Here is a 16,777-nt window from a genome sequence, read left to right on the forward strand (position 1 = left end):
CCGTGAGGAGGCTTACTTGATCTTCGTGCCCGCCGAGCGCAGGTTCTGCGTGGCCTCGACGACGCGGGCGGCCATCGAGGCCTCCGCGAGCTTGCCCCAGGTGCGCGGGTCGTAGGTCTTCTTGGAGCCGACCTCGCCGTCGACCTTCAGGACGCCGTCGTAGTTGCGGAACATGTGGTCGGCGACCGGACGCGTGAAGGCGTACTGCGTGTCGGTGTCGATGTTCATCTTGACCACGCCGTTCTCCAGCGCGGTGCGGATCTCCTCCTCCGTGGAGCCGGAGCCGCCGTGGAAGACGAAGTCGAAGGGCTGGGACCCGGCCGGCTTGCCGAACTTGGCGGCGACGCCGTCGTTCAGCTCCTTCAGCAGGTCGGGGCGGAGAACGACGTTGCCCGGCTTGTACACACCGTGGACGTTGCCGAAGGAGGCGGCCAGCAGGTAGCGGCCCTTCTCGCCCAGGCCCAGCGCCTCGGCCGTGCGGATGGCGTCGTCGACCGTCGTGTAGAGGGAGTCGTTGATCTCGTGCGATACACCGTCCTCCTCGCCGCCGGTCGGGGTGATCTCGACCTCGAGGATGATCTTGGCGGCGCGGGCGCGCTCCAGGAGCTCCTGGGCGATGGAGAGGTTGTCGGCGAGGGTCTCCGCCGAGCCGTCCCACATGTGCGACTGGAACAGCGGGTTGCCGCCGGCCTTGACCCGCTCCTCGGACACGGCGAGCAGCGGGCGTACGTACCCGTCGAGCTTGTCCTTGGGGCAGTGGTCGGTGTGCAGGGCGACGGTGACCGGGTACTTCTCGGCGACGATGTGCGCGAACTCGGCGAGGGCCACGGAACCCGTGACCATCTCCTTGCTGTACTGACCGCCCAGGAACTCGGCACCACCGGTCGAGATCTGGATGATGCCGTCGCTCTCGGCCTCCGCGAAGCCGCGCAGCGCAGCGTGCAGGGTCTGGGTCGAGGTCACGTTGATGGCCGGGTAGGCGAACCTGCCTGCCTTCGCCCGGTCGAGCATCTCGTTGTAGACCTCGGGGGTTGCGATCGGCATGTGTCCGCTCCTTGTATCTGCGGGTTGGCGTACTGCGTGCTTACGGCCCTGACCTAGACCTTGTGTGGGGGTTCGACGTCATCGTCGGCCCCATCTTTCCAGACTCGGCCGGATGGTCCATCCCGTGGTCAGTCCAGGCCCAGCTCGTCCTTCGAGTAGGCGAAGCGGTACGGCACACCCGCGCCCTGTTCGATCTTCTCGGCGGCGCCCGTCGCCCGGTCGACGATCGTGGCGACGGCGACGACCTCGGCGCCCGCCTCGCGCACCGCCGCTACCGCTTCGAGCGGGGAGCCTCCGGTGGTGGAGGTGTCCTCGACGACCACGACCCGGCGGCCCGCGATGTCGGGGCCCTCCACGCGCCGCTGCATGCCGTGCGCCTTGGCCGCCTTGCGGACGACGAAGGCGTCCAGGCGCTTCCCGCGCGCGGCGGCCGCGTGCAGCATGGCGCCGGCGACCGGGTCGGCGCCCATGGTCAGGCCGCCGACCGCGTCGAACTCCAGGTCCGCGGTCAGGTCCAGGAGCACCTGCCCGACCAGCGGGGCGGCCTCGCCGTCGAGGGTGACGCGGCGCAGGTCGACGTAGTAGTCGGCCTCCAGGCCCGATGAAAGGGTCACCTTGCCGTGCACCACGGCCTTGTCCTTGATCTGCTGCAGCAGCTCGCCGCGTACGTCCGTCATGCCTGTCAGCTTAGAGGCGGCGCCAGCTCCAGGTCGTCGAGGCCTCCAACGGCTCCAGGGGCGTGACCAGGCGCGGCAGCGTGTTCAGTCCGTTGGGCGGCCCGGTCTGCGGCTCCACGCAGACGGCGGCCTCCTGCTCGTCGTAGACCACCACCCATTCCTCGCGGCTGGCGACCTTCAGCTCCAGCCGACCGGGCCAGGTGAGGGTGACGTCGACGCCGTCGGGCATGCCGAAGCAGTCGTCCCAGGGGCCGGGCTTCGGGTCGACGCGGTTGCCGGTGGGCAGGTGGTCCTCGCCGCGCTCCTCCTGCCAGGCCGCGGTGAAGTCGAGCCGGACCGGCTCCCCGCCGTCGAGGGTGCGGTTGAACCAGGGGTGCCAGCCGATCTGGGCCGGGAAGGAGGAGTCGTACGTCTCGACGGACATGGTGAGCGTCAAGGCGTCCGGGGTGAGCGCCGCGATCTGGGTGATGCGGCCCGGGTAGGGCCAGGGCTCGACGAGGTCGTACGTGAGGACCGCCTCGTCGGTGCTCGTGCGGGCGATGCTCCAGGCGCCGTCGCGGGCCGTGCCGTGGATGGCGTGGGGCGGGGAGTTGAGCGGCAGCTGGTGGACGTCGGCCCCGTCGCGGAAGCGTCCGTCCCGGATGCGGCCGCACCAGGGGACCATCGGGAAGCAGCCGAAGCGCTCGCCCTGGCGCAGCAGTTGCGCGCCCCCGACCCGAAGTCCCCCGACCCGTCCGCCGTTTCCCGGCTGCAAGGTCACTTCCGCGTCACCCGCGGTCAGCGTGATGTCTTCTTGGCTCACGGCACGACCCTACTCAACAGCTCCTCAACGGCGTTTCCTCAGTGCCCTTCCCACCACGATCGCCGATGCCAGGACCACTGCCGCCGCCGGTGCCGCCCAGCGCAGGGCCGCGCCCGAGGCCACCGTCTGGGGAGCGGGGACGGGGGCGTAGCGGCCCCTCGGGGGCGCGTGGTCGACCTCCTCCGCGCTGCGGCCGATCATCGTGCGGCGGGCGTGGGCCGCCTCGGCCGGGGGGCCGGCGGGTTCGGTGAAGTCGTCAACCAGGGGCGCCGGGGGCTCGTCGGAGGTCTCCACGGCCTCGGGAGCCTCCACGGTCTCGGAGGTCTCCCGCTTCTCCGGCTCCTCCGTCGGCTGGTCCGGTTCCGCGTCCGCTTCCGTCTCGCCCAGCGCCTCCGCGAAACGGTTCAGCAGGCGTACGACCGCGGAGCTCACCGCGTCCTGGGGAAGTTCCGTGACGCGGCCGTCCGCCGTGGCCGTGGCGTCGAAGGTGAGGGTCGTGCCGCCGTCCGTGTCGCGCAGGCGGAGGGTGAGGGCGAGCTTGACCGAGCCGGCGCCGCGGGTCTCGCCCGCCTCGCCCTCGACGGAGTAGGAACCGTCGTCCCGGGCGGAGACGTGTACCGCGCCCCGGTAGGTGATGGAGTGGCTGCCGACCCGCACCTTCAGGCGCCCTGCGACGGGGTCCGCGCCGGCGTCCTGCTGGAGCCCGGGAACCGCCCGGGCCACCCTGAGGGGGTCCCCCAGGGCCTGCCTCAGCCGCTCGACCGGAACCGGAACGAACACCTCATGCTCCATGGTTGCCGAGCCTACCCACGGGCGCCGGTCGTGCACCCCCGTTGGTCGAAAGTGACAGCGCTCTTCCGTCCCGGGGCGGGTGTCAGTAGCGCGGATGCACCAATGTCGAGGCCGCCGGGACCGCGACCCGGGTCGCCTCCGCCGCCCGTTGCGCCGCCCGCAGGGACTTCCGCGTCAGGGTCGTCGGCTTCGGGCCCCGGGGGTCCAGGCCGAGCATCGGGCGCGCTTCCCGCGACGCCAGCACGAAACCCCAGTCGCGGGGGGTGCGGGACGTTTGGGCCGTGCGGTCGGAATCCGCGGCGGAGCGGCACCCGCCGACGCGGTAGGGCGTGGTGCGCAGGCCTGCCGCGCGCAGGGTCGCCTCCACGGTCCAGAAGTCCTGGGGGCGGGAGGCGACCGGGCCCGCGTGCACGACCAGGCGGCCCTCGGGAGCCAGCACGCGGCGGACGAGGCCGTAGAACTCCTCCGAGTACAGCTTGGTGCTGGCGGTGACACCGGGGTCGGGCAGATCGGCGATCACCACGTCGTACGACGGCACGGGCGCCGATGTCCGCAGCCGGCGGAACGCGTCCTGTGTGCTCACGTGGACGCGCGCGTCGCCGTAGACATGGCCGTTGAGCCGGGAGAGTGCCGGGTCGCTGCGGGCCAGGTCCACCACCGCGCCGTCGAGTGCGACGATGTCGACCCGCCGCACGTCCGGGTGGCGCAGCACCTCGCGGGCGGCGAGGCCGTCACCGCCGCCGAGGACGAGCACGCGCGCGTGGGGGCCGTTCATCGCGGGGTGGACGAGGGCCTCGTGGTACCGGTCCTGGTCGGCGCCGCTGACCCGCAGGCGGCCGTCGAGGTAGAGGTCGAGGGGGCGGCCGCCGGTGCCGCCGGTGAGGGCGATCTCCCTGACGCCGGTCTGGAGGGCGACGCGCACGTCCTTGCCGTAGACCGCCTCCCGCGCGGCCTGCTCGAAGTCGTCGACGAGGACGGTGGCGGTGGCGAGGACGCCGAGCACGGCGAGGTTGGCGACCAGCAGCAGCCAGCGGGCCCGGCGGGTCAGGTCGCGGCGGAACAGGCCGAGGACCAGGGCGCCGCCCGCGACCGCGTTGACCGCGCCGGTGAGCATCGCGCCGGTCAACTGGCCCAGCAGGGGCAGCAGGAGGAAGGGGAAGGCCAGGCCGCCGACCAGCGCGCCGACGTAATCCGCCGCGAACAGGTCGGCCACCGCGCCGCCCGCGTCCTGGCGGCGGATGCGCTGGATCAGTTCCATCAGCAGGGGTACTTCGGCGCCGATGAGCAGACCGATGGCGAGGGAGAAGGCGACCAGGAGCCAGCGCGGACCGCTCGCCCACAGCCCGCCCCAGTCCCCGGTCCACGCGAACACGGCGTAGAGCACCATCGCACTGCACCCGCCGACCAGCGCGAGGAGGGCCTCGATCGCGCCGAAGGCCGCCGCCGCGTGCCGGCGCAGTCGCTTGGCGGCCAGCGAGCCGATGCCCATGGCGAAGACCATGACGGACAGCACCACGGAGGCCTGGGTGACCGAGTCGCCGATCAAGTAGGAGGCCAGGGCGACCAGTTCGAGCTCGTACACCAGTCCGCAGGCCGCGCAGACGAAGACGCAGGCGAGCACGAGGAAGCGCCCGGTGCCCTGCCGGACCGGCAGCCGCGCGGGCCCGGCCCAGGGCGGCGGAGCGCCGGGCGGAGCGGGGGCGTGCGGCTCGATCACGGTGCGACGTTACGTCACGTCTACGGCACGCTTCGTCACCCACACGTGTGGAACCGGGAGCGAACCGGGAAACGCGGGGTTTGCCTGGCTCAGCCGGACGTCCCCACCGGGACCCGGATCCCGACGCGCGTCCAGGTGGCCACCAACTGCCCGTCCTGCGGATACGCGTGCCAGGTCCGCCAGTGCACCTGCCCGTCGTACCGCTGGGCCAGCAGTGCCGTGAACGCGTGCGGGCTGCCCGGAAAGACACCGGCAAGACCGTTCGGATGGTCGGACACCAGCGCGAGCAACTCCTGCGCCCGCCCCGCGAACTGACATGGCGTCAACGCCTCCACGCGCGCGGCGAACTCGTACTCCCAGTCCCCCACTCGCTTGGCCACGCCCAGCGGCAGCGGCGTACTGCTGCCGGCGATGCACGCCACCGTCTCCGAACATGTGCGCCGCCCCTCCTCCAGGAGCACTTGGTGGGACGCGCCGAGGAGCCTCAACTGAATCTTCGCCCCGGCGATTTCGAGGTCGAGCGTGGCGAGGGCGGGCAGCGGCTCGCGTCCCAGGGCCCAGGCGAGATCGGCCGCGCGCGTGTCGGTGTACGAGGTGTTCAGGGTCGTGAGCATGGATCGGCTCCGCTAGCACGCAAAGAAAGGGTGGTGTGGGGTTCCGGCGCACCCGGGCGACTGTGGGGGGGATCGGCCCGGTCAGCCCAGTTGGGAGGTCAGGACGTGTCCGTGGGACGTCCGAGGGGCTGCGTTGGTGGTTTAGAGGGAATCATGAACAGTGGTGCCGCCACAGCGTTTTTACCCAACTTCGTGCGGTTTCCATCCCTGGGTGGGCTCCCCAGCTCAACTGTTCAACCACGGCGCGCGCCACGGCGGCCGGAGTGTGCGCCGGAGCACTGGAGTGAAACAGCGACAAGCGGGGGCGTGCGGCCCGACCCAGGTCCGGCCCCACGCCCCCGCATTCCCCCGCTCCCCCGGTTTCGGATGCGGTTCCCCCTGGCGGAGCTCAGCTGCCCCGTGTCAGCTGCCTCCCCCGCATCCGCCCCCGCCGCCGCAGGACGACCCGCCACCACAGGACGACCCACCGCCGCAGGAGTGCCCACCACCGCACGAGTGACCACCGGAGTGACCACCGGAGTTGCCGCCGGACGTACCGCACGACGAACCGGCGCCCCCCGCCCCGCCGGCCCACCAGCTGTCCCGGTGCGCCCGGGACCGGCCGCCGTGGACCGACTTGACCGACTTGATGTGCTTCTTCTTGTTCGCGCCCGACACGACGGCCCCCACGAACAGGGCCGCGAACACCGCCAGGATGATGCCGATGACCATGGCTCACCCTCCTTCCGTTACCCCCCGAAGCGACCCCCCGTGGGCGCCTCGCCGGTTGCGTGAGCTGGAGATGCCCTTCCGCGGCACGCGCCAAAGCAGAGTTGAGGAACTTCAGAGGCTTCTCTCCGGCCAACGACCCCTGACCTGCACATAAGGGCAGTTCAGGGGCCGCCCGTGGGTCACTGGGCCGTCTGGGGGCCGTGATCTTCCAGCGCGGTGAACCGCCGCCTGCCCCCAGTAGTGCCCGACTTGCGGATTGGTGCGGCCGCACGAACGCTGGAACGGAGGGAGGGACGCGGGGGGTGTGAACGCCCAGCCTGGGCGCTGGACAGGAGAGGGATCACATGTCTGTTCGAAGCATGACTTCGGCTCGGCTCACGGACGGCCGTCCGCAAGTGTTCGCGGGAAGCGGCCATGGGCTGTTCACCCGTTGGAAGGTGAGCGAGCTCGCGAGTGCCGCCTGGACCAACTGGCAGCCGTTCAACTTCGACCACGGCCACGTGGTGTCGCTTGCCGCGGCCCCGCTCCCGGACCAACGGCCGCAGATCTTCGCCGTGACCGAAACCGGCGAGCTGTGGACCACCTGGAAGGTGACCACCGACGCGAGCGCCGCCTGGGCCGACTGGACGAAGTTCAACAACCTGCCGGGTTCGGCCCGCAGCGTGGGCGTGGCCACCCTGACGGACGGCCGTCTGCAGATCGTGGTCGGCACCGACTCCGGTTCGGTGTCCTCGTGGAAGGTAAGCGAAAACCCCAACGCCGCCTGGACCGAGTGGTCCTCCTTCGACGGCCCGCCGGCCTGATCCCGAGGCGTACGGCGCTCGGCTGGGGAAACCCCCAGCCGAGCGTTTGCGTGTTCTCGCCCGCCGTTGAAGTTGCCGCGCCAGACCATGCCCCTCGCTCCGCCGTGAAGATCAGCCGGGCGGACACCTTCGGCCCTTCCGGCACGTCCCCCTTCTTGCCGCCCTTGGGGAGGGCGAACACCGGTGCCCCTCCACGTGCTTGATCTGCCGGACCACGTGAAGCGTGCGGCCGTCGGTGTCGATGGCGTCCTCAGCCAGCTCGAACACCTCGCCCTGACGCAGGCCGCATCCGGCCCCGACAGGCGGCCGTGATCTTCTCCGCGTCCGGAGCATGCGGAAGCCCTCATCCGTCGGGGGCCTGCGCACCTCGTTCGCTAATGCCGATGGCGGGAGGCGCTCTTTCGCGGCGGCAGGGTCAGCGTGATCTGTCGGACAAGTTGCTGGAAGCACGCCAGGGATGCGATGGCAGGCAGGGCCGCTCCGGCGATATCGGCGAAGGTGCGCTCGGCCTGAGCCACGCACAGCATCATCGCAACAGCAGAAAAAATGAGAACGACGAACCACGAGTGGAAAGCTCGGCGCTGATGCAGGGCGGTGCGCAGAATGGAGAGGGAGGCCACAATCCAGGGGCCGTATACCAGAACAGGCAACCAGGTGATCTGCGCGCCCTTTGTGCCGGACCCGATGTGCTGCAGAGGGGCGTAGGCCGACATGGCCCCGACGACACTGACCGTCATCGTGATGACGGCAACGAAGGCGACGATCACAAAGCTGCCGGTCTGCAACCATTTGAGTCGAAGTTTGCGGACCCGAGTCTTGCGATGTCCCGAAGAAGAACGCCGGATCGGCGGCAACTGCGCCGTGGGCTGCCCCAGTTCCTCCAACGGGTCGGTGAACTGGACGCCGGCCGGCGGCTTGCTGCCCGGCGGCGGCACGACGGTCGGCCGCTCCGCCGGTACGGCGTCCTGCAGGAGATAGGCGAGTTCCTCGGCCGGGTCCCACCCGGTATCAGGGGGTTCCAGGGGGACGCCCGAGTGCAGGGCGTCGACGGGACCGCCGTGCCAGCCGGTGCCCGACCCGAACGGATATGCCTCGGGGTGCCATGCACGCTGTGTGAACGAGAGATCCGCGTAATCGTGAGTCATGGGAATTCACCCAGGTCACACACGGTCCGCGTGGCAGTCAGAATTTCTCTGACCACTCCACCGCTGATTGAGTTCCGCCTGGGCCGCGTCCAACAGTTCGAGAAACTCGACGAGCAGCGACTCGGTGACCCGGGTTTCGACCCCCGCCTCTTCCCCGCACAGGGCGCCACCCAGTGTGGAGAACGCCCTACCAGGCGTATAGGTGTAATTGCCCACTGTCACATCACCGGCAGCGGACAGGTTCTCCGTCCTCGCTCCGCGGCGAGGCAGGTCAAGGGGCCTTGGTTTCGTCATGTGCTGCTAACGCCCCGCCCACTCCACCAGTTGCGCGGCAAATGAGTGACCGAAGCGGCGGGAAAACGTTGATGATGTTTTCTATTTGTGTAATCCGCGCCCCGGACGGCACGTTATGGTTCGAGCGGGTTGTCTTTTAAATCTCAGTAAGCAGAAAAGTAATTCATCGGCAGGCCGGGCGCCCGGAGTTGAGGAACCCGAGGGCTTGGGCGCAGGATGACCGGCATGACCTCCAGCGCGCGCCCCCTGCTGAACCGCCGTCTCGCCGAGTTCGGGACGACGATCTTCGCCGAGATGTCGGCCCTGGCCCTGCGGACCGGCTCGATCAACCTGGGGCAGGGCTTCCCCGACACGGACGGCCCCGAGGAGGTCAGGGAGGCGGCCGTGCGAGCGCTGCGCGACGGACGCGGCAACCAGTACCCACCGGGCCCGGGCGTCCCGGAGCTGCGCACGGCGATCGCCGCCCACCAGGAGCGCCGCTACGGCCTGGCCCACGACCCCGACACCGAGGTCCTGGTCACGGCGGGCGCCACGGAGGCCATCGCCGCCGCTCTGCTCGCGCTGGTGGAGCCGGGGGACGAGGTCGTCGCGTTGGAGCCGTACTACGACTCCTACGCGGCCTGTATCGCGATGGCGGGCGGGACCAGGGTCCCGGTCACCCTGCGGCCCCACTTCGACGGGGGTGCCGGCTTCCGCCTGGACCTCGACGAACTGCGCGCCGCGGTCACCGACCGGACCCGCCTCCTCCTCATCAACACCCCGCACAACCCCACCGGCACCGTCCTCACCCGCGAGGAGCTGACAGCGATCGCCGAACTGGCCGTGGAGCGGGACCTGCTGGTGGTCACGGACGAGGTGTACGAGCACCTGGTCTTCGACGAGGCCGAACACCTCCCCCTCGCGACCTTCCCCGGCATGCGGGAGCGCACGGTCACGATCGGCTCGGCCGGCAAGACCTTCTCCTTCACCGGCTGGAAGGTCGGCTGGGTGACCGCGGCCCCGGCCCTTACCGCCGCCGTCCGCTCGGCGAAGCAGTTCCTGACCTACGTCGCGTCCGGCCCCTTCCAGTACGCGGTAGCCGAAGCGCTCCGGCTGCCGGACTCGTACTTCGACGGCATCCGCGCCGACCTCCGACGCAAGCGCGACCTGCTCGGCGACGGCCTGCGCGCGGCCGGGTTCGAGGTCTACCGGACCCAGGGCACGTACTTCATCACCACCGACATCACCCCGCTCGGCGAGAAGGACGCCCACGCTTTCTGCCGCGCCCTGCCCGAACGCTGCGGCGTCGTCGCCATCCCCAACTCCGTCTTCTACGACGACCCCGACGCCGGCCGCAGCCAGGTCCGCTTCGCATTCTGCAAGAAGGACGACGTCCTCCACGAGGCGGTCGGCCGGCTGCGAAGCCTGGCCGGGTGAACTCACGGCCAAGTGGTTCTTCGCCTCGACCGAGGCGATCAGCCCCCTGCTGTGCCGGGGGTGGACCATGACGGCCACAAACACGCTGAGGGGAAGAAGCACGTCCAGGCCGTGCCAGCGCCCGCGCGCCGACGTCATCTGGGCCCTGATCTGTGACCGACGGTGTCACGAGGTCACGGCCTCCGGTCACCGCGGCCGCCCGAGTGCTGGGCACGCATAATCACGGTCGGCCCATCTCCCGCGCGGCTATCCTCCACGGGATGCCACTTCGCCAGTACGCCTACTTCGCGCTGTCCAGCCGGCACACCCCGGCAGACGACATGACCTTCCGGCTGGGCATCACCCCTGACGAGGTGACTGTTCGCGGCAGCCGGTTCACCGAGCCGACGGTGGTTCCGGTCGACCACTCGTGGATGGTGGTCTGCCGGGAGCCGGGTCTGCGCGTCGACGAGCAGATCTCCCGCGTTCTCGACAGGCTCCAGCCCCACACGGACCGCATCTGCGACCTCACCCGGCACCTGGCCCGCACCGGCGGCACGGCAGTACTCCACATCGTGCGCTACTTCAACGACACCGGCCAAGCACATCCCGGCGCAGCGGATGCCCCCAACCTCTTCGGCTGGCACCTGGACCGCAAGGTCCTGGACTTCCTCGGCGCCACCGGCGCCGAGCTCGACATCGACGAGTACGACATGGCCGGAGCCGAAGACCCCAGGTGAGGGTCGACTGCGGAATCTCGAGGTAGGAGGCGGTCTCCGCGGGCGTCAGAAGCCCGTCGTTGAAGCTGTCGACCATGCCCCACCTCCTCTCGGCGCCGACATCGGCTCAGCCAGCCGCACGGAGTTGGTCCTCGGCCCGGCAGTCCCGGCAACGGCGGGGTCCCACCGAACGGAATCCTCTGTCGCAGCCGTCGCAGTTCCGCATGGGCACGACCATCGGCGCCCGGGGGGTTCCGCGCTTCTGGTCGGTACCGGCAGAAGAGTCTCCTTGAGCCGATAGGCGAGGATGCCGACCGGGCGGGTGAGGAAGTGGTCCGGGAGCCGTGCGGTGAGGTGGTCCGTGATGTGCGTGGGCAAGAGGCCCGCCGCGAGCCACCGGGTGACGGCCGGGGCGAGGCGTGCGGCTTCTTGCTCGGAGAGGACGAGGCGGGGGTCGATCCGGCGCAGGGTGGTGAGCACAGTGACGGCTCGGGGGTCGGCGTCGGCGAGCGGGACGGGAGCCTTCACCACGGTTGCTACGGGCGCGGCCACCATTTCCTCGGCGGGCGAGGATGCGGGTGTGACGGCAGCGGCGGCGCCCTGCTTTCGGGGTCTGCGCGGCTTCGACGGCTCGGGAGGCCCGTCCGGGTCCGTGTCCGGATCGCCGCCGGGGACGTCGTAGAAGTACGTGCGGGTACGGACGTGCCCGGTGGCCGTCCGCTCGCGGCGGCGCTCCAGGTAACCGGCCGCTTCCAGCTCCCTGAGCGCCCGGGAGATCAGGATCTCGCCCTCGCTGAAGTGCTGGCACAGGGCTGGGATGGTCACGGACGAACCGTCGGGCAGTGAGGAGATGTACGCCGCGACGCCGACCGTGACCGCGCTGCCGCGTCGCTGGGCGAGGGCGTTGGAGATCACCGTGAAGTCGGCCGTCAGCCGGGTGCGGACGTGGATCACGCCGGAGGTCGGAGCTCCGGCGTCGGCGCGCGAGGGCGCGTTAGACTGCGGGTCAGCCATCGGGAAGCTGTTTCCTTCTCGATCGGTCAGGCCCTCGTTCGGGATTGCCGTCCCGGCGGGGGCCGAAGTCTGTGTGCTGTTGTCGCGGCGAACGTAACCGCCCGCATCCCACGCCCGCAAGCCGGTCACTCGGACGAGTGACGCGAGCCGTGCGGCCGGGGAGGGTGGGTGGGCGGGTAGTTCTTTCCCCCGGTTCTTTGGGGAGGTCAGTGGCTTGCCGGGCCCTCGGGGACAAGGGTCCGGTGAGCCCGGAACGTGGACGGTGACCAGAGCCCGGCGGGCTCAGTGACAGTGGCCTCCGAGCTTCAACCCGCCTATGAAAGCCGCCCGAGGCGGTGGCCTCGAAGCACAGTGCCGAACCGTGCGGGACCTTACTGTCACGGACGGGGACGACGGTCTCGCTCAGTCCGTCGGCCACCTCCACGCAGTCGCCGCCTGCGGACCCGGGCGCGGCGGCCCTGCTGGTGTCGTGGAGCGCGGCCGCGGGCATCCATGCCCTCGCTTTGCGTCTGCACGGACGTGCCGTGGCCGCCAGCCACCCTGGTGCTCCTGTGGGGCCTGCTGCCGCACTCGGTCGCGCGGGCGATGGCGTACACGGAACCGGTGCTGACGGCCTTCGCCGCGTGGTCGCTGTAGGCCGTGCTGGCCGGGCGGTGGGTGTGGGCCGGCATCCTGGCGGCCCTCGCGGGCTTCTCCAGCCCGAACGGGTTCGCGGTGTCGGCGGCGGTGCTCGCCACCGCGGCGTACGAGCCCGGCGTCGGTGCGGAAAAGTTACCCACAGGCTGTGGACAGCCGCCGCACTCGCCCCGCCGGGCCGGCTCGGGTATGTGCTGTGGGTCGGCCACCGCGAGGGCGACCTGCTCGGCGGCTACTTCACGGTGCGGCGCCGCTGGGGCTCCCGCTTCGACCTCCGCCGGGGCTCTCGCTGGAGTTCGTACGGCATCTGGTGCTGCACGGCGACCGTCTCGTCTCCCGATGGCGCTGCTGCTGGTCGCCGCCGCCGTACTCCCGTACGCGCTGCTGCTCGCCGACCGCGCCCCGCTCCCGCTGCTGCGGGGTCCCGCTGCCGCTGCCGCTCGCGCGGGCGCTGGTGCGGACGACCAGAGCCCGGCCCTGGCACGCGGCCGTGGTGGCCGGTGCCCTGGCCGGGCTCTCGTTCGCCTACGGCGCGTATCCGGTCGTGATCGCCGATACGCCCCCGTAGCCGATGTGCGCCGGTGGTGGGAGGACGTCTACTCGTCGTCCTCGGGCTTCTCGGCGTCGTTGACGTCCTCCTCGAGACCGAGCTGCTCGACGAGCCACTTGTCGAACTCGATGGCGGCGCGCACCCAGCTGACGGTCGAGGAGACGAAGTGCTCCAGGCTGACGCCGGTGCCGATGAGCATCTGCGCCTCGCCGATCAGACGGACGGTGCCGTCGTCATGGGTGTGGCTGTAGACCTTGGGCCACAGGGTGCGCCGGTTCCAGTCGTCGATGGACTCCAGCAGCGTGGGCTTCTCGTCGATCTGGTGGGGGCGGTCGTAGAACGTCCGTACCGAGAAGACCTGCTGGTCGCCTTCGCCGCGGAACATGAAATACGTACGGAACTGCTCCCACGGCGCCGCGAGGTCACCCTCGTCGTCGACGACATACTTCAGCTCCATCTGGTCGAGGAGCTGCTTCACAAGATCCTGATCCGGGACGACGGGGCCCGCCGGTCCTTGCTGCGGCTCGGGCTGGCCCCCGAAGTTCGGAATCGAGGACGGGTCGATGGTCACCGTGAATTTCCCTTCGTACGGATCCTGCCATCCTCCCCCATCCGGGGAGGGGGGTGGCAAGCCCAGACCGACCCTGTCCTCCCAGGGCTGACATGATCCGGTCAGCCCGGTAGAACTGGGTTCGACCATTGGGGGAACGCATGACGCAGACGGACATCGAAACGGTGGCGGAACAGGGCGGGCCGGGCGGGACCAGATGGGGGGTCTTCCTGGCGATCCTGGCCGTGCCGACGCTGGTGGTGGCGGCCCTGATCGCGCTGCTGGTCGCCTGGTTGTTCACCGACGACTCGGTCGCCTCGGACGTGAAGAAGACCTCGTGCGCCGAGGCCCTGGCCTTCGGCGGGGCGAAGCTGCCAGAGGGGGCGCACGACGCCTGGTGCGGGCTCGACGCCGGGCCTGAACCCCGCTACACGGCCCGCTTCCGGATGCCGCGCGACGAGATCGACGCCTGGGTGGCGGCCAGCTTCCCGCAGGGGCCGGAACTGCGCACCACCCAGTGCGGCGACGCCCAGGTCGACGCGTGCCTGAGCGCGGGCCCGGTCGCCGGGGAGCGGGCATCCGTGCAGATCGACATCACCCACGACAGCCGCAAGTGGTCCGAGGTGCGGTTCGTGGCGTTCACCCTGTGAGAGGCGGCGGGAGCCGGCACGGCCCCCGCCACACCCCTCAGAGCGTCTTGCCGGTCGCCGGTCCCACGATCAGGCCGTCGCCGAAGGCGTCCACCCGGACCGTGTCGCCGTCCTTGACCTCGCCGGACAGGATCTCCTTGGCGAGCCGGTCGCCGATCGCGGTCTGGACGAGGCGGCGCAGCGGGCGGGCGCCGTAGGCCGGGTCCATGCCCTCGACGGCGAGCCAGTCCAGGGCCGCGTCGGTGATCTCCAGGGTGAGCCGGCGCTCGGCGAGGCGCTGCGCGAGCCGGTCGATCTGGAGGCGGGCGATCCGGCCGAGCTCGTCCTTGGTGAGGGCGGAGAAGACGACCAGGTCGTCGAGCCGGTTGAGGAACTCCGGCTTGAAAGAGGCCCGCACGACCTCCAGGACCTGTTCCTTCTTCTCCTCCTCGCTGGTGATCGGGTCGACCAGGAACTGGCTGCCCAGGTTGGACGTCAGCACCAGGATCGTGTTGCGGAAGTCGACCGTGCGGCCCTGACCGTCCGTCAGGCGGCCGTCGTCCAGCACCTGGAGCAGGATGTCGAAGACCTCCGGGTGCGCCTTCTCCACCTCGTCGAGGAGCACCACGCTGTACGGCCGCCTGCGCACCGCCTCGGTCAGCTGGCCGCCCTCCTCGTAGCCGATGTAGCCGGGAGGCGCGCCGACGAGCCGGGCGACGGTGTGCTTCTCGCCGTACTCGCTCATGTCGATGCGGACCATCGCCCGCTCGTCGTCGAAGAGGAAGTCGGCGAGCGCCTTGGCGAGTTCGGTCTTGCCCACGCCGGTGGGGCCGAGGAAGAGGAAGGAGCCGGTGGGCCGGTCGGGGTCGGCGATGCCGGCCCGGGTGCGCCGCACGGCGTCGGAGACGGCCCGCACGGCCTCCCCCTGGCCGATGAGCCGCTTGCCCAACTCCTCCTCCATCCGCAGGAGTTTCTGCGTCTCGCCCTCCAGGAGGCGCCCTGCCGGGATGCCGGTCCAGGCGGCGACGGTGTCGGCGATGTCGTCGGCGCCGACCTCCTCCTTGACCATGGTGTCCTTGGAGACCTCCTCCTCGGCCTCGGAGGCGGCCTCCAGGTCCCGTTCCAGGGTGGGGATCTCGCCGTAGAGCAGCTTGCTGGCGGTGTCGAAGTCACCGTCGCGCTGGGCGCGTTCGGCCTGGCCGCGCAACTCGTCCAGCTTCTCCTTCAGTTCACCGACCCGGTTGAGGGACTGCTTCTCCTTCTCCCAGCGGGCGGTCAGGCCCCGCAGCTCCTCCTCCTTGTCGGCGAGGTCGCGGCGCAGCCGCTCCAGGCGCTCACGGGAGGCCGGGTCGGTCTCCTTGACCAGCGCGAGCTCCTCCATCTTCAACCGGTCGACCCCGCGCTGGAGTTCGTCGATCTCGACGGGCGAGGAGTCGATCTCCATCCGGAGCCGGGAGGCCGCCTCGTCGACGAGGTCGATGGCCTTGTCGGGCAGGAAGCGGGAGGTGATGTACCGGTCGGAGAGAGTGGCCGCCGCGACGAGCGCGCTGTCGGCGATCTGGACCTTGTGGTGGGCCTCGTAGCGCCCCTTGAGACCGCGCAGGATGGCGATGGTGTCCTCGACGGTGGGCTCGGCGACCAGCACCTGCTGGAAGCGGCGCTCCAGGGCGGGGTCCTTCTCGATCCGCTCCCGGTACTCGTCGAGGGTGGTGGCACCCACCATCCGCAGCTCACCGCGCGCCAGCATCGGCTTCAGCATGTTGCCGGCGTCCATGGAGGAGTCACCGCCGGCGCCCGCGCCCACGACCGTGTGCAGCTCGTCGATGAAGGTGATGATCTGCCCGTCGGAGTCCTTGATCTCCGCGAGGACGGTCTTCAGCCGCTCCTCGAACTCACCCCGGTACTTCGCCCCGGCGACCATGGCCCCGAGGTCGAGCGCGACCAGCCGCTTGTCCTTGAGCGACTCGGGCACGTCCCCCTTGACGATCCGCTGGGCGAGCCCCTCGACGACGGCGGTCTTGCCGACGCCGGGCTCGCCGATGAGGACCGGGTTGTTCTTCGTACGGCGGCTGAGCACCTGCACGACCCGGCGGATCTCCTGGTCGCGGCCGATGACGGGGTCGAGCTTGCCGTCCCGTGCGGCGGCGGTGAAGTCGGTCCCGAACTTCTCCAGGGCCTTGTACTGCCCCTCGGGGTCGGCGGTGGTCACCCTGCGCCCTCCTCTGGCCTTCTGGAAGGCGTCTACAAGTTTGTCCGGGGTGGCGCCCTGCCGGGTCAGCACCTCGGCGGCCGGTCCGCCCTTGGCGGCGATGCCGATGAGCAGGTGCTCGGTGGAGAGGTACTCGTCGCCGAGGTCCTTGGCGCGGGCCTGCGCGTCGGCGATGACCGTGAGCAGGTCGCGGTTGGGCTGCGGGGGCGCCACGGTGGACCCGGCCACGCTGGGCAGCGAGCCGAGCACCTTCTCGGCCCCGGCCCGCACGGCCGCCTGGTCGGCGTCGACGGCGGCGAGCAGATCGACGATGTTCTCGTTGTCCTGCCCCTGGAGCAGAGCGAGGAGCAGGTGGGCGGGGGTGAGGTCCGGGTGTCCCTCGGTCACGGCCCGGTTGCTGGCCGCGTTGATCGCGTCCCGGCTCCGGTTGGTCAGCTCGGCATCCACGTGTCCGTACTCCTCCTGGTGTCGCTCCT

Annotated in this window: 16 protein-coding genes and 1 pseudogene; 5 read left to right on the top strand and 12 right to left on the bottom strand. The window is 70.5% G+C overall.

The window, feature by feature from the left end; all coding sequences use genetic code 11:
• Positions 1-12 precede the first annotated feature (12 nt).
• The 7 genes from fbaA to ABZT93_RS29770 form a co-directional block, all read right to left on the bottom strand.
• A complete protein-coding gene (gene fbaA / locus ABZT93_RS29740; RefSeq protein ID WP_356110523.1) occupies positions 13-1,044 on the bottom strand; it encodes a class II fructose-bisphosphate aldolase in 1,032 nt (343 codons plus the stop codon).
• A 128-nt stretch (positions 1,045-1,172) separates the two neighbouring features.
• Positions 1,173-1,721, bottom strand: coding sequence for an orotate phosphoribosyltransferase (pyrE, locus tag ABZT93_RS29745; protein ID WP_007383560.1), 549 nt, complete (start codon positions 1,719-1,721; stop codon positions 1,173-1,175).
• 10 nt (positions 1,722-1,731) lie between these two features.
• Complete coding sequence (locus ABZT93_RS29750; protein WP_356110525.1) at positions 1,732-2,523, bottom strand: aldose 1-epimerase; 792 nt, start codon at positions 2,521-2,523, stop codon at positions 1,732-1,734.
• Positions 2,524-2,547: 24 nt separating this feature from the next.
• Positions 2,548-3,315 carry an SRPBCC domain-containing protein gene (locus tag ABZT93_RS29755; RefSeq protein ID WP_356110527.1) on the bottom strand — a complete coding sequence of 256 codons (768 nt, stop codon included), beginning with the start codon at positions 3,313-3,315 and terminating at the stop codon, positions 2,548-2,550.
• Between the two features lie 82 nt (positions 3,316-3,397).
• Positions 3,398-5,032: a polyamine aminopropyltransferase gene (locus ABZT93_RS29760; RefSeq protein WP_356110529.1), complete on the bottom strand. Its 1,635-nt coding sequence runs from the start codon at positions 5,030-5,032 to the stop codon at positions 3,398-3,400.
• 89 nt (positions 5,033-5,121) lie between these two features.
• Positions 5,122-5,646, bottom strand: a complete 525-nt coding sequence (locus ABZT93_RS29765; RefSeq protein ID WP_356110531.1) for a DUF2617 family protein — start codon at positions 5,644-5,646, stop codon at positions 5,122-5,124.
• Positions 5,647-6,048: 402 nt separating this feature from the next.
• Complete coding sequence (locus ABZT93_RS29770; protein WP_356110532.1) at positions 6,049-6,357, bottom strand: hypothetical protein; 309 nt, start codon at positions 6,355-6,357, stop codon at positions 6,049-6,051.
• Positions 6,358-6,716: 359 nt separating this feature from the next.
• On the opposite strand from ABZT93_RS29770, the gene ABZT93_RS29775 reads away from it, so the two are divergent.
• Positions 6,717-7,160 carry a hypothetical protein gene (locus tag ABZT93_RS29775; RefSeq protein WP_356110534.1) on the top strand — a complete coding sequence of 148 codons (444 nt, stop codon included), beginning with the start codon at positions 6,717-6,719 and terminating at the stop codon, positions 7,158-7,160.
• 374 nt (positions 7,161-7,534) lie between these two features.
• Here the strand turns inward: ABZT93_RS29775 and ABZT93_RS29780 are convergent, their stop codons facing one another.
• Positions 7,535-8,305 (bottom strand): DUF2637 domain-containing protein, encoded by a 771-nt coding sequence (locus tag ABZT93_RS29780; RefSeq protein ID WP_356110536.1) that lies wholly within the window; start codon positions 8,303-8,305, stop codon positions 7,535-7,537.
• 510 nt (positions 8,306-8,815) lie between these two features.
• On the opposite strand from ABZT93_RS29780, the gene ABZT93_RS29785 reads away from it, so the two are divergent.
• Together ABZT93_RS29785 and ABZT93_RS29790 are read left to right on the top strand one after the other, a co-directional pair.
• Positions 8,816-10,015, top strand: coding sequence for a pyridoxal phosphate-dependent aminotransferase (locus ABZT93_RS29785; protein ID WP_356110538.1), 1,200 nt, complete (start codon positions 8,816-8,818; stop codon positions 10,013-10,015).
• A gap of 260 nt (positions 10,016-10,275) precedes the next feature.
• The gene (locus ABZT93_RS29790; protein ID WP_356110540.1) at positions 10,276-10,734 is read left to right on the top strand and encodes a DUF4279 domain-containing protein; all 459 of its coding nucleotides are present in this window, start codon (positions 10,276-10,278) and stop codon (positions 10,732-10,734) included.
• 106 nt (positions 10,735-10,840) lie between these two features.
• Here the strand turns inward: ABZT93_RS29790 and ABZT93_RS29795 are convergent.
• Positions 10,841-11,727 (bottom strand): annotated as a pseudogene (locus ABZT93_RS29795) (hypothetical protein).
• Entirely contained in the window at positions 11,720-12,217 is a 498-nt protein-coding gene (locus tag ABZT93_RS29800) for a DUF397 domain-containing protein (RefSeq protein WP_356110542.1), read from the bottom strand. Before ABZT93_RS29800 ends, ABZT93_RS29795 begins: the two are co-directional and overlap by 8 nt.
• Before the next feature lie 456 nt (positions 12,218-12,673).
• Between ABZT93_RS29800 and ABZT93_RS29805 the strand changes: the two genes are divergently transcribed.
• Positions 12,674-12,931 carry a hypothetical protein gene (locus tag ABZT93_RS29805; RefSeq protein ID WP_356110543.1) on the top strand — a complete coding sequence of 86 codons (258 nt, stop codon included), beginning with the start codon at positions 12,674-12,676 and terminating at the stop codon, positions 12,929-12,931.
• A 28-nt stretch (positions 12,932-12,959) separates the two neighbouring features.
• On the opposite strand, the gene ABZT93_RS29810 is transcribed toward ABZT93_RS29805, so the two are convergent.
• Complete coding sequence (locus ABZT93_RS29810) at positions 12,960-13,484, bottom strand: YbjN domain-containing protein (RefSeq protein WP_057614696.1); 525 nt, start codon at positions 13,482-13,484, stop codon at positions 12,960-12,962.
• A 140-nt stretch (positions 13,485-13,624) separates the two neighbouring features.
• On the opposite strand from ABZT93_RS29810, the gene ABZT93_RS29815 reads away from it, so the two are divergent.
• Positions 13,625-14,113, top strand: a complete 489-nt coding sequence (locus tag ABZT93_RS29815) for a hypothetical protein (RefSeq protein ID WP_356110545.1) — start codon at positions 13,625-13,627, stop codon at positions 14,111-14,113.
• Positions 14,114-14,150: 37 nt separating this feature from the next.
• Here the strand turns inward: ABZT93_RS29815 and clpB are convergent, their stop codons facing one another.
• Positions 14,151-16,748, bottom strand: coding sequence for an ATP-dependent chaperone ClpB (gene clpB / locus ABZT93_RS29820; protein WP_356110547.1), 2,598 nt, complete (start codon positions 16,746-16,748; stop codon positions 14,151-14,153).
• Between the last annotated feature and the right edge of the window lie 29 nt (positions 16,749-16,777).

Source organism: Streptomyces sp. NPDC005303, from assembly GCF_040607335.1.
Taxonomy (GTDB): Bacteria; Actinomycetota; Actinomycetes; order Streptomycetales; family Streptomycetaceae; genus Streptomyces.

What these genes read in the sequence shown, in the direction of transcription:
- fbaA (WP_356110523.1), bottom strand. Translation starts at nt 1,044, where the DNA reads ATGCCGATCGCAACCCCCGAGGTCTACAACGAGATGCTCGACCGGGCG.
- pyrE (WP_007383560.1), bottom strand. Translation starts at nt 1,721, where the DNA reads ATGACGGACGTACGCGGCGAGCTGCTGCAGCAGATCAAGGACAAGGCC.
- ABZT93_RS29755 (WP_356110527.1), bottom strand. Translation starts at nt 3,315, where the DNA reads ATGGAGCATGAGGTGTTCGTTCCGGTTCCGGTCGAGCGGCTGAGGCAG.
- ABZT93_RS29765 (WP_356110531.1), bottom strand. Translation starts at nt 5,646, where the DNA reads ATGCTCACGACCCTGAACACCTCGTACACCGACACGCGCGCGGCCGAT.
- ABZT93_RS29770 (WP_356110532.1), bottom strand. Translation starts at nt 6,357, where the DNA reads ATGGTCATCGGCATCATCCTGGCGGTGTTCGCGGCCCTGTTCGTGGGG.
- ABZT93_RS29775 (WP_356110534.1), top strand. Translation starts at nt 6,717, where the DNA reads ATGACTTCGGCTCGGCTCACGGACGGCCGTCCGCAAGTGTTCGCGGGA.
- ABZT93_RS29780 (WP_356110536.1), bottom strand. Translation starts at nt 8,305, where the DNA reads ATGACTCACGATTACGCGGATCTCTCGTTCACACAGCGTGCATGGCAC.
- ABZT93_RS29785 (WP_356110538.1), top strand. Translation starts at nt 8,816, where the DNA reads ATGACCGGCATGACCTCCAGCGCGCGCCCCCTGCTGAACCGCCGTCTC.
- ABZT93_RS29790 (WP_356110540.1), top strand. Translation starts at nt 10,276, where the DNA reads ATGCCACTTCGCCAGTACGCCTACTTCGCGCTGTCCAGCCGGCACACC.
- ABZT93_RS29800 (WP_356110542.1), bottom strand. Translation starts at nt 12,217, where the DNA reads ATGCCCGCGGCCGCGCTCCACGACACCAGCAGGGCCGCCGCGCCCGGG.
- ABZT93_RS29815 (WP_356110545.1), top strand. Translation starts at nt 13,625, where the DNA reads ATGACGCAGACGGACATCGAAACGGTGGCGGAACAGGGCGGGCCGGGC.